Consider the following 12,458-nt stretch of genomic DNA (forward strand, 5'->3'; position numbering starts at 1 on the left):
ACTAAGGCAGAACTGGATGGCCGCATCGGAGAAGGTCTCCGGTCGTCCGCGTTTGCCGCATCGCTCGGCGAACCAGGTCATGTCGCGGTCAAACCAGACCAGCAGAGAGCCGCGCTTTCGAAGTGATGCGTTATAGTTGGACCAGTTCGTTGTTCGATAGCGGGAAGAGGCAGGCTTCGGCATGCCGCCGATCTAACCTACGGGATTCGCAAAGTGAATCCTCTACGGCCTTTGTGCAACAACGCCAGATTGAGGTAATAGCGCATCAATCCTCTGCGGCGGACAGGGCGAGAGAGCTTGCACGAAAGACGGGGCATGCAGCCTAAAGCGCAATCAGTTCCAAGGCTTCGCGGTGGCCCACCAAAGCGCCACCCTCGCCGTAGTTCGGACGCTTGTACTCATGACCCAAGATATCAGCGCGCATCCGGTCATCAACCTTTGCGGCTAATAGCGCGTCTTCCACATAGTGCCGCATCGAATAGGCCACATGTTTTGGCGTCTCTTTCAGGCCGTTATTCTCAAGGTATTTGTTGACTAAGGCCGACCACGAATTTGCCTTGTGCTGATAGCGCTTGATGCCTTCCCGATCCACGATACGGCGGGCAGCCTCAAGGGAAACGCCAGTCAGGGGCATATCGCGTTCAGTGTGCTCAACCTTGATCTCACGCCCATTCTCGCGCACGCGCAAGTGCGGGACATTGTGTGTGAGAACAAAATCCTCAAGCGGGGCATCGGTAATCTCGCTGGGGCGCAGGCCAGTGTTGACGGTCATCAGAAAGATATCGCGTGCCTCATCGTTGAGGCCACCCAGTGCCCCCGGTGCAAGCAGTTTACTCTTGACCCATTCCCGGGAAAACGGCGGAGTCTTGGTCTTCTTGCGTCCGCGCACCTCAAACCAGAGCCTTGAAAACGGGTTGTCGAGGTCAATTTTTTTTAAGGTGGTCCAAGTGTTCCACATCTCGGACAAGTGACCAAAGTCTTTGTTGGCCGAGTCGGGTTTTAGGCCGTTCTCAACCCGCTGCCCCCACCAGTCGCGGAATCTCAGCGCGTCATCCCGGGTAATCTTATTGATGGGCATGGCAATTGGTATGTTCCGGCCATCACGCTCAGCGACCACATCCAGAAAGTTTTTCACTGCCCGGTCGCGTGGCTGGCGCCACCGCTTTAGCTGCTGCTCGGTCTTTTTCAGGTGACGGGTGCGGGTCAGATCATAATATTCATCCCGCACTTCTGTGAGCGTGGGCAGAACCTCTGGCACAGTGCCAAGTACAGCTTGGGCGGCGGCTTTACTTGTGTAATTCTCACTGGTCACTGATAGCGCGCGTCTAAGCAACTGATCAGGATCACCAGCAATCAGGGTTGCAACTGGTCTGTATGGGTAGCCCCGGGCCTGCGCCAGCTTTTTGGCAGCCTCATAATGGGCACGGGCACTGGCGTGGTCGGCGGCGGCCAAAGCTTCCCATTCCGCCATTCGGGCGGCCTCAACCTGCGCCGCTTTCAGTTTTGCCTCAGTCTTGTTGTCGGTGTGCAGGGCCTGTCGCACTTGAGTGATCGGTTTGCCGTCAGCGCCCAACACAAGGCCAGCGAACCTTTTTGGCACCCGTTTGACCCAGTAGAAGCGGCCCCGATCATTTATGATCCCCAAGCGCTGTTCCTCACTTTTCTTGAAGCTGGACATGCCCGGCGATATTGACCACGGCGCCCCACGTCCAGTTATCAAAGGGCGGCTGGTCAAGCATTGCCGCAGCGGTAAAATAATCAGACGCGCCCGTTAGGCGGCTACCAGGGTGCTTGCGGCCCGGCTCGTAGATGACGGCAAAAGTTAACCGCCCGGGGGTGTGCATTAAGCCGCTCAAGGTGTCGCGGGCTTGCTTCTCGGTCATGCCGTCAGGTGCAACATAGGCCATAACGCGATTGCCAGCCGCCGATTTGAAATACCCTACCCGCTCAGGTTTTGCGGCACCGCCCCCTGCTAACGCAAGGGCGCCCGCTGCTGCCACGGCGCCAACACACAGCACTGCCAGCTTATTCATTGCAAACATCCTCCGGCCAAATCTCATTGGCGACCATTGTATCCCGGCGGCAATAGATCAGAGAATAGAGGCAAGGTGGCCGAACACATTAAATCCGCCGGCGAAAACGCAAAAAAGTGTCACCGCACGATCAGCAAGACGCTCGCGACTGCTAGGTGTTCGGTTGTGTCGCGGTCTTAACCCACGGTCATCCATTCCCAATCTCCAAGTGCTGCCAGATGGCCAAATGTTGCGGGATTTGTTGCGGGATGCACAACCTTAGGTCAAGTGCCCAGTTTGCGCAGATTCTCTATGCTGTTGATTTTAATAGGTAAAAAAGAAAAAACCCGATGCGGATAGCATCGGGTTTAGAATTCTGTGGCTGGGGTGGTAGGATTCGAACCTACGGTACACGGTACCAAAAACCGCTGCCTTACCACTTGGCTACACCCCATCGGTGAGGCGCTGTCTAAAGTTTGTTGCGGAGGGGTGCAAGAGGGTTTTTGAAAAAAAATGCGGTTCTTTTGTAGGGCTTTGCCAGAAGGTCCAGATGCGTTCCCGTGATAGCGCAGGGAGGTGTGGAGGTGGCCCTGAAAATGTAACTATTTTCAATACCTTATGGCGGAATTTTTCGCGGGGTTTCTTGGCTGTACCGGCAGGGCAATCCGAAAATTTGTGGCCGGAGCCTGCTCTGTGTGCCTGGGGAGAAGGCCGGCCCGAAACAGGGCCGGCGCAGGGGCGGGCAGTGCCGCAGGATCGTGTCGGGGTGGCCCGGGTCAGGAACCCCAGATCGCCTGATGCGCTTCCTCGCCGCTTTCGAAAATATGGGGCTGGACACTGCGGCTGGCAAGTTCACCTTGCATCTTCAGGCGCATGAAGGCGCTGGTCGTGTAATGGGCGATTGAGGCGCTGTTCTTCTCCAGCGTCTGGCCAACAGAGGCGGCATAGCCGTCCTGCAGGTCTTCGGCGATGCGGAAGCCATTCTGGTTCATCACCATGCTGACATCCCGGCCGCTCTTGTCAAAGGCCTCCTGCAGCACCCGGTCCAGATCCTCGATGTCCTGCTTTTTGCGGACGCTCCAGCCCTCAAGATTGAGGAACATAGTGTGGCGGGCTGCGTCATAGGTAACGCGTTCGCTGAGGTTGAGATTCAGCAGATCCTTCATCAGCCCCATCGGCTCATCGCGGAAAATGCGGGCATCCATCACGGTGACGTTTTCGATGATCGGCTTGAACTCCATCTGATCGAGAATGTCGCGCTGAAGATCGATGCCCGGGGCGATTTCGATCAGCTCCAGCCCTTTGGGAGTCAGCTGCAACACGCAGCGCTCGGTTACATACAGCACTGGCTGCGAACGTTTCGAGGCGTAGGGCCCGGAGAAGGTGATCTGTTCGATGAGGCGGACGAATTTCTTGTTGCGGCCTTCCTGAACAATGCGCAGTTCGCCGTTTTCGACTGCAACTTTCAACCCGCCTGCGGTGAAGGTGCCGGCAAAGACCACGGCGCGGGAGTTCTGCGAGATGTTGATGAAACCGCCGCAGCCATTGAGGCGGCCGCCGAAGCGGGAGGCGTTGACGCTGCCTTCGGCGTCGCATTCGGCCATGCCGAGGCAGGTGAGATCGAGCCCGCCGCCGTCGTAGAAATCGAACATCTGGTTTTGATCGATGATCGCGTCAGCGTTGGCAGAAGACCCGAAGCTGGAGCCGCCCGCAAGCACCCCGCCGACCGCGCCGGCCTCGGTTGTGAGAGTGATGTAGGGGGTGGCTTTTTCTTCGTTCGCCACTGCTGCCACACCGTCTGGTGCGCCGACACCGAGGTTTACTGCACCGTTGGGCGGCAGTTCAAAAGCGGCGCGGCGGGCGATGATCTTGCGCTGGTCCAGAGGCATCTTGGCGATACCCTCAACCGGCACCCGGATTTCCCCCGACAGCGCCGGATTGTGCTGCACGCCGTAGTTCATCCGGTGCATCTCCGGATCATCTGCGACGCAGACACAGTCTACCAGCAGGCCGGGGATTCTAACGTCCTTGGGTTTGATCGAACCATCTTCGACGATGCGCTCCACCTGTGCGATGACGATGCCGCCGTTGTTGTGCGCGGCCATTGCCTGGGCCAGGCAGTCCAGCGTCAGCGCCTCGCGCTCCATGCTGATGTTGCCGGAGCGGTCGGCGCTGGTGCCGCGGATGAAGGCAACGTCGATCTTTGTCGCCTTGTAGAATAGCCATTCTTCGCCATCGACCTCGTGGTAGCGGACGATGTCCTCTGCGGTCACCTTGTTGACCTTGCCGCCGCCATGACGCGGATCGACATAGGTGTGCAGGCCGACCTTGGAGAACAGCCCCGGCTGGCCGGCGGCACAGGCACGGTAAAGCTGGGAAATCACCCCCTGCGGCAGGTTGTAACCGCAGATCTTGTTCTCTTGCGCGGCCTGGGCAACCTTCGGCATGCGGCCGAAGTTGCCGGCAATCACCCGGCGCAAGAGACCGTCGTGATGCAGTCGCCCGGTGCCCAGACCTTTGCTGTCCCCGGCGCCGGCACACATGATCAGCGTCAGGTCGCGCGGGGCGCCTTCGGCCAGAAAGCGTTTTTCAAGCGCTGCGTGCAGCATCTCGGGGATGCAGCTTTGCACAAACCCAGTGGTGGTCACGACGTCGCCGTCGCGGATCAGCGCCATTGCCTGTTCAGTTGTCGTTGTCTTGTCTTTCATGGCGTCGCCTCCTCCCCGAAGCTGCGAGCCGCGGGAATGGGGGCAGCATCCGCACGGCAGTTTGGTCGCAGATGTTAGTCTTGGCGCGGTGAGCTCCTATCTTGCGATTGCGTCAGCGTGTTGGGGAGTTACGACATCCGGCCTGCGCGCCGATCGGTAAGTTTCCGATCGGCGTCACCATGTGCCTGATTGGGCGAGAGGTCGACAACCAGCTGTTTCCGGTGGCGAAAGCAGCTGGTTGTCTAAGTCAGAACAGACCGGCACCGGAGGTCAGCCAGTCATCCAGGCTGATATCCTGCAGGATTACGGACCAGTTGCTGCCATCGGAAACTTCGAGTTCGTCGCCAAGGTTGAAGATCCGCAAGGAATGGCGGGTAGGGCCGTCGACCTTGATGAGGTCCTGGCCGAGTTCGAAATCGGTTATGGTATCTTCGCCTGCATGCGATGATAGGAAAACAAAGCAATCAGCTCCGGCTCCACCTGTGAGCTGGTCGTTCCCTTTTCCACCGATCAGAACGTCGTGGCCGCTGTCTCCATCAAGGGTGTCATTGCCGCGGTTGCCGCGCAGCAGGTCTTTGCCAGAACCGCCATAGAGGTCGTCATTGCCACTGCCGCCGATGAGGTGGTCCGCTTGAGCCCCACCGAACATCCGGTCGTCCCCCAGACCGCCTTTCAACAGGTCCTGGCCGCGGTTACCAGACAGGTAATCATCGCCGCGGTTGCCTTTCAGAATGTCCGAACCGCTGCCACCGCGCAGTTCATCGTCGTTGGCGCCTCCAGACAGGCTGTCGGCCCCATTGCGCCCATGAATGAAATCGCGCGCGCTGGTGCCCGTCAAGTCGTCCTGACCATTGGTGCCCATAGTGCGGTCCATCGCGGCAAAGACGTCTTTTTGCAGTTGGTTGATATCAGTGTTTCGCACAATGATGTCGGACAGGCTGGTGTTCCAAAGCTCTGCCCGTTCACTTTGGGAGATTCCGTCGCGCCCTTCGCTCCAGTAGGGGTCACCGTCACGCAGCCGGGTGAATTGATCTGCCATTACGATCGTGAAGGTTTCGCCCAGGAGGCCGCTGCCATACGGGTCTTCTGCAAGGCCGCCAATCCATGCATCCACCAGGTCTGTATCGCCATAGGCCTGCTTGAGTTTGGCTGCCAGTGCCGCATCAGAAGTGATGTCTGAAAAGGTCTGGGCTTCTGACAGGCCCAAGGTCTCGCGCAGGTCGTTGTAGCTGGCAACCCCCATGTCACGGCCGCGCTGAATGTTGAGAGCAGCAAGATCAAGTCCGCCGGCGCCTGGTGGTCCGAACAGAAAGGAACGGACATCCTCAACGACCTTGGTGTCAATGGCTTCCGAGGTTTGAGTGGCCGCACCGCGCAGCACATTTTCGATCATGTTTTTTTGGCTGACCAGATGCGGTTGGAAGAAGGCGTCTCGCAGGGGCAGCGGGTCCAGCTGCTTGCCGTTCTCGGCGACCCGTTGCAGTTTTGCTGACAGCAGCGTGTGCCCCAGACGGTAAACTGCCGCCGAAAACTCGATGGCAATCCCGGGGTTTACCTCTGCATCATATCCTTCGTAAGCGCCAATGGCATCTTTGCCGATCAGGATTGGCAGGAACTCTTTGTAGGTGACAGCTTGCACCAGAGCCTCGACACGGGCGCGGGCTGCCTCGAATAGCTCATCGCCCGTCAGCGCCGGGTTTCTTGTGGACAATTCGTCGACTAGCCGGTTGTGCTCTCGGGTGAACAGCGTGTGCATTGACGTCAAGGCGACATTTTCAGCGGCGCGGACATCTCCGGTCAGAAAACCGTCGCCGTCACGATGCAGGAACTCGTCTGCGGTCATCTTCAGCTTCCCGCCAGAACCGCGCATTGCGCTGACCATTTCTTCGGTCGAGCCATAAACCATCGACGCATCGACATAAGCCGTGATCTCGTTATGGTATCCGTCGTGATGGTGCTCGATGCGGGTAAATGGGATGATGGCCTGCCCGGTTGCGAGTGGGTCAAAGAACGGGTCGCCTGCCGGAACTTCAATATGCGCGGTGACTTCGCCTTCTGAACCGGAAAGCGACAGGTCGTGGTCCAGAAACTGACCCCAGATCCACAGGAAATCGGAAGCGCCGCCGGTTGTTTGCGTGCTGCCGTGCTGTTGCGACAGGATGTTTGATACTTCGCGCGGGTTGGGCCGGTCATCGCCGCCCATTTCCCCATTCGGTCCCAGGTCGCTGGGTGCCATGTGAAGCAGCGCAGAATTTGTTGCGCCCCAGTCAGGATGGTCAGGATGTGCAGAAATGCCATCGGCAGGGCGCACGGCCCCAATCTTTAAGTCGGACATGTGATCCCCCAATCACTCGTTACTTTTACTAGAAACGCCGCCGCGCCATGCACACTCCCCAGTGCCAAGCGGTGGCCTTTCACCTGCCGGTTCCAGCGAAAAACACTGCCGGAACACAGGATCATCTGTCAGTTTATCATATTTTTGTGACTGATTGTGAGATCTCGTGATGCCGACAACTTTGTTGCTGTATCACATAGGGGGATGTGGCTGGTACGCGGATTGGGGGGTCAGGTTCCTGTAGATTGGGTTGCGGTGTCTGTTGTGTCCGGCAGATGGGCCCATTCCGCGATCCGGTCCAGCAGTTCCTTTTTGCGCACGGGTTTGGTGATGAAGCCAACCATTCCCGCTGCCCGGCAGGCGGCTTCATCGGTGCTCAGGACATTTGCAGTCAGCGCTACAATTGGACAGGGACCGCACCCATTTTCCCGCTCCCATTCACGCAGGCGCCTGGTTGCCTCCAACCCATCCATGACCGGCATAGACATATCCATAAGCACCAGATCGAAGTCCTGGGCGGCAAACGTATCAACAGCCTCCTGGCCGTTGCTGCAAATGGTTAGTTGAATGCCGGTTGGGGCAAGCATCTTCTTCAGAACAAGCTGGTTGGTACGGTTATCTTCTGCTGCCAGAACACGTAGCTGATTGAACTTGTCCTTCGGGTATCCAAGTCCAGGTAGACTGATGGCAGCAGCCAAAGACGGCGCGGAATTCAGGGCTTGTTGCAGCGTCTGGAGGATATGCAGACCTCGGGCAGGCTTCATCAGCACATGCACAGACTTGCAAACGCTGAGCGCCTGGAAGTCAGGCAGCAGCAGGCCTTCTGTGCAATAGACAACGGGCAATTCGCGGTAGCCGGGCAGCGCATGTAACTCCTGGCAGAGCATTTTGGCATTTTCGAGCGTCTGGCTGGCTTCGACAAGAACCAGATCGGGACGGCGCCCAGCGGCGGCCTTGGCTTTGAGCTGGGTCAACAGCTCTGTCGGCCCGTCTGCGGCCGTCGCCGCAGCACCCCAGTATTCCAGCTGCCGCAACCGTACGTCCCGAGAGAACGGCAGATCGGCCAGGACAATAATTTCTTTGCCAGCCAATGGTTGTGAGCGTGTTGGAATTGGCGCGGCCACCGGCAGGGTCAAACAGACCGTGAAGCAAGAGCCGTTGCCGGGTTCAGAAGCCACATCAATCTGCCCGCCCATTGCATGCGCCAGCCGCGAGGAAATCGCCAGCCCCAGGCCGGTTCCTTCAAACCGCCTGGCCGTGGTGCTCTCGACCTGTTCAAAGGCGTAGAAAATCTGGCCAATGCTGTCTTTGGGGATGCCAACACCGGTGTCCTGGACATCAATGCAAAGCGGAATTTCGTGGCTGGCATCATAGTTGAGCGTAATGCTGATGTGGCCTTCGAGCGTGAACTTGACCGCATTGCCAACCAGGTTCATTAAAATCTGCCGCACACGGCCGCCATCGCCGGAAAAGACTGCCGGGCTGCCTTCGGGAATGTCGATGCAGATCTCAAGGCCCTTGGCTGCGGCGCTGGGCGACATCAGTGCGGCGACTTCATAGATCACGTCTCGCAGGTTGAAAGGCTGGTTCAGCATTTGTGTCTTGCCGGCCTCCAGTTTCGAGAAGTCGAGAATATCATTGACGATACGCAACAAAGCTTCCGAGGAGGCCAGGATAGTGCTGGTGCATGACTGTTGTTCCGGCGAAAGAGCTGTTTCACTGAGCACCTCGGCCATGCCGAGCACTCCGTTGATGGGGGTCCGGATTTCGTGGCTCATGGTGGCGAGAAAGCGCGACTTGGTTTCCGTGGCGGCTTCTGCCCTGGCTTTTTCCTGCAACAACCGGTCAGCGATCCGCTTCTTTTCCAGCAGGCTGATTTCCAGCGTATCGAGCGCGGCGAAAACGGCGGCGATTTCATTGTCGCCATCCGGTGCTGCCGGGTGTTCCCAGGCTGCCAACCGCCGCAGTTTGCAGGTAGCTCGCTGCATCGCCGCAGAAAAACTGCGCGCCTTGCGCATGGCAAATATTAGCGCAGCGGTCATAAGCAGGGTAGTGCCGGTCAGCCCCAACACGAGAATGCGGGTGAGCGCCGCGTTTGCCGCCGCTACGGCGCGTTCCGCGTGCTGAGTGGTGAGCTCACTTACATGCCGGGCCTGAGATGTAACGGCCTCGCTGCTAAGGGCCAGGGCACTGAGCGTGGGAATTTCCGGTTTCGGTTTTATGCCCAAAAGCACAACGGCCTTGGAACACCATCGCTCCAGGGCATCGTCCAGCGCTCGGATTTCTGCCCGCAGCGGTGCCGGCAGCGGCAGATCCATCAGTGCAGACAGTTCTTGATCGATGGTAGCCAAATGGCCTTGGAAATTGCGCGCGACTTCAATTTGCGGATGCAGCCGCGTCGTTTTCAGCACGTCTTGTGCGTATTCTTCTGCGGTGGTTATTCCTGCTATGACACTGCTGGTGCGCCGGGAGACCTCCAGCGATGCTTCAAGAACGGCATCCTTGCGGGCAGACGCATAAATTGCCATGCCGCCGACCAGCATTGACGCGCAGGTTGCCGCGACTGCGATCATCAAGACGGGCAAAACGATGGACCGTTTGATGTTCATAAGCGGTTTTCTCCAGCCCAATACATCAGTTGGCCGGCAGGATTGGGGTTGGAACATTGGAATCTGTGCCCGTCAGTGTCTCCAGAAAAGCAATGAGGTCGGCAGTTTCATTGCTGGAGATATCAAACGCAGAGATGTCTGTGGGTCTGCCTTCTGCGGCAGCGCCGCCTGAGGCATAGTGGCGGATCACCTCCTCTAGGGAACGCAGCGAGCCATTGTGCATGTAGGGCGCGCGCAGTGCGATACTGCGCAGCCCGGGCGTTTTGAAGCGGTATTTCTGATCAGGATCGGACGGCTCCAAGGCGCCGCGGCCTAAGTCGGTGGTTTCCAAGCCGATGTCATAGAGTTGATTGTTGGTGAACATCCAGCCTGAGTGGCAGACCGTGCAATTCGCCTTGCCCGCAAAAAGCTCGAAACCGCGCTTGGCAGCATCAGAAATAGCGGTTTCATCGCCCTCCACCCAGCGGTCAAAGCTGGCACTGCCGCTGACAATGGTGCGCTGATAGGTGGCCAAAGCGGTTAGAACGGTCTCTTTGCCGATGCCTTGTTCGGGAAACAGCCGGGCGAACCAGATTCTGTAGTCCTCCACTGCTGACAACCGCTGAGTGATGCCGTCGAAAGTTGCATTCATTTTTGTTGGATCGGTTATCGGCCCGATGGCCTGTTCTTCCAGGCTCTCCGTGCGGCCATCCCAATGCAACGGGGTGATCCATGCGGCGTTGATCAGTGTCGGTGCGTGGCGGCGCACAGGCTTATTGGCCGCGCCAATGGGTTTGGGTGCCGGGACTTCCCAGCCAAAAGACGGGTTGTGGCAGCTGGAACAGCTGATGTTCCGGCCGCTTGAAAGGCGCGGATCGAAGAACAGCATCTTGCCAAGAGCAGCGATTTCACGATCGTAGGGTGCAGAGGCGGGAAACGGCACCGTCTCAGGGCGCCGGAACACATCAAGCCCGGCCGTTTGGGCCAGGCTTTGGACTGTCCAGAACAGCAACGGCACCAGGGCAGTTGCCGCAGGTTTCCACCACATTCAGGATCTCCTCTCTACCTTCCAGAACCTTGTTAACCGGAAAGGGTATCATCTGAGAAGGCCGTTAAATAATCGTGAGCTATGCTTGCCCCGCTGTCGAAGGCTGACTTTGCGGCCGGTTTGCCTTCTTAGAACCGAGCTTGGGGGTAACCAGCCAGGGGCCGATCTTCAGCACCATAAGGGCAAATCCTGCGGTCCAGAGGCCGGCTGAGACGGTGATACCATCCCAGCCTGCAATAAAGTCTGTGCCGTCGGCAATACGCGTTGCGGCGGATGTCAGCACCAGCATGAAGGCCAGCGTCAGAACAGGACCGGCAGCCAAAGGGCGACCGCTGTGTCCCATGGTCGCGCGCATCATCACCGCCAGCGTCATGGCGCCGATGGCACCAATACCCAGAATATGCGCGGCTACAGCGGGTTCCAGCAGGCCAAAGGGCGCGCAGCCCGCTGCGATCAGCCCAGCGGGAACCAGAGCGTAAGATACATGCAGCATCAGCAGTAGCGGGTCCGGCCAGGCGGCAATTCCGCGCCAGCGGGCCAGCCGCAGCGCATGCACCAGGCCCGCGGCCAACAACAGCGCACCGGTTACAGCGGACCAGGGTGCTGCCGTCCAGGCCAGCAGCGCCGCAGCGCCGCAGACCAGTGCCGCCGCGTCAATCCTGCCGAAGGGCGCGGGCATCTTTTCCGAGCCGGCTTTTGCCAGCCAATTGCGTGTGAAACTGGGAATAATACGGCCGCCTATCAGCATGATCAGGAATATCAGCACCGCAATACCCAGGCGACGTGAGAAATCCGCTTCTCCCGCAGTATACGCTTCGATGTGAAAGCAGGCATTGGCGGCACCCAACAGGGTGACCGGCACCAGAACCTTGAGATTGCGCCAGTTTTTGCCGGCGATGATCTCTGCTGCGATCATGGTTATGACCGCAGCAAGAAAGGCACAATCCACTGCCATAACCCCCAGTGCAGGCAGTCCCAGCCAGCCCGCTGCCGCCAGCCGTCCAAGCAGCCACAGGCCGGACAGCAGCGCCAGCGGCCAGCCGCGGGAAGGCATCCGCCCTGTCCAATTCGGAACCGCAGTAAACAGAAATCCCGCCACAACTGCGGCGGCGTAGCCGAAAATCATTTCGTGAATATGCCAATCAGCAGGCAGAAAGGGCCCTGAGTACTCCACATCGCCGCGCCAGATCAGCAGCCAGGCAGGGATCGACAGCAAGGCAAACAGGCAGGCGCCCAGAAAGAACGGCCTGAAGCCGAAGGAAAAGAGAACTGGTCCAGTGTATTCGGCTCGCGCAGCCATGCCGGCCTCCATGCGTCCGGTCAGGAAATGACGGGCGGCATTGGTCGGTGCCGCCCGCCGGTCTGGCGCAAGGGACGCAATCTTCCGCCAAGCCAGATGGATCAGCGCCGACGGGCAGGGGAGAGGGAGGCACCCCAATTCCGGATGCCCGGTTTCCCGCACGGTTGTTTCCTCTGGTGCCACTATGCGGCGTTGTTGCGCAACTCGTTTTGAGGACGAGCTTCCCCTTTCCGCGGCGGATTCATCCATCACACACGATCTCGGCGGTGCCGAGGGCCGAGAATCGGTTCATGAGAGCGATGCGGATGTGGATTTCGGCGGTTTGTCTGTCTGGGTCCCTCGCCATGATGCGTTCGCCGAATGCCTTGAGGCATAGCATTTTGGCCTCCACGCGACTTCGGATGTGATAACCACTCCATCGTTTCCACAGCGCCCTGCCGAAGCGTTGCGAAGCGCGCAGTATCTCG

The 12,458-nt window shown here is 58.7% G+C and carries 8 protein-coding genes, 1 tRNA gene and 1 pseudogene; all 10 read right to left on the bottom strand.

The window, feature by feature from the left end:
• Nucleotides 1-183 (bottom strand): transposase (locus ACP151_RS20610; RefSeq protein WP_424976771.1); only part of this gene is annotated, 183 nt, incomplete at its 3' end.
• Between the two features lie 139 nt (nt 184-322).
• Complete coding sequence (locus ACP151_RS20615; RefSeq protein WP_424980715.1) at nt 323-1,678, bottom strand: site-specific integrase; 1,356 nt, start codon at nt 1,676-1,678, stop codon at nt 323-325.
• Nucleotides 1,656-2,033 carry a hypothetical protein gene (locus ACP151_RS20620; protein ID WP_424980716.1) on the bottom strand — a complete coding sequence of 126 codons (378 nt, stop codon included), beginning with the start codon at nt 2,031-2,033 and terminating at the stop codon, nt 1,656-1,658. The genes ACP151_RS20615 and ACP151_RS20620 overlap by 23 nt, the downstream gene beginning before the upstream one ends.
• 358 nt (nt 2,034-2,391) lie before the next feature.
• Nucleotides 2,392-2,466: transfer RNA gene (locus ACP151_RS20625), tRNA-Gln, on the bottom strand.
• A 322-nt stretch (nt 2,467-2,788) separates the two neighbouring features.
• Nucleotides 2,789-4,720 (bottom strand): acyl CoA:acetate/3-ketoacid CoA transferase, encoded by a 1,932-nt coding sequence (locus ACP151_RS20630; protein WP_424980717.1) that lies wholly within the window; start codon nt 4,718-4,720, stop codon nt 2,789-2,791.
• Between the two features lie 247 nt (nt 4,721-4,967).
• Nucleotides 4,968-7,055 carry a peroxidase family protein gene (locus tag ACP151_RS20635; protein ID WP_424980718.1) on the bottom strand — a complete coding sequence of 696 codons (2,088 nt, stop codon included), beginning with the start codon at nt 7,053-7,055 and terminating at the stop codon, nt 4,968-4,970.
• Between the two features lie 230 nt (nt 7,056-7,285).
• Complete coding sequence (locus ACP151_RS20640) at nt 7,286-9,664, bottom strand: ATP-binding protein (RefSeq protein WP_424980719.1); 2,379 nt, start codon at nt 9,662-9,664, stop codon at nt 7,286-7,288.
• 25 nt (nt 9,665-9,689) lie between these two features.
• Nucleotides 9,690-10,691: a cytochrome-c peroxidase gene (locus tag ACP151_RS20645; RefSeq protein ID WP_424980720.1), complete on the bottom strand. Its 1,002-nt coding sequence runs from the start codon at nt 10,689-10,691 to the stop codon at nt 9,690-9,692.
• 79 nt (nt 10,692-10,770) lie between these two features.
• On the bottom strand, nt 10,771-11,991 hold the full coding sequence (locus tag ACP151_RS20650) for an NnrS family protein (RefSeq protein ID WP_424980721.1): 1,221 nt from the start codon (nt 11,989-11,991) through the stop codon (nt 10,771-10,773).
• Nucleotides 11,992-12,232: 241 nt separating this feature from the next.
• Nucleotides 12,233-12,458 (bottom strand): annotated as a pseudogene (locus ACP151_RS20655) (IS5/IS1182 family transposase); the annotation flags it as partial.

The sequence above is a fragment of the Leisingera sp. S232 genome (genome assembly GCF_049800895.1).
Classification (GTDB): Bacteria; Pseudomonadota; Alphaproteobacteria; order Rhodobacterales; family Rhodobacteraceae; genus Leisingera.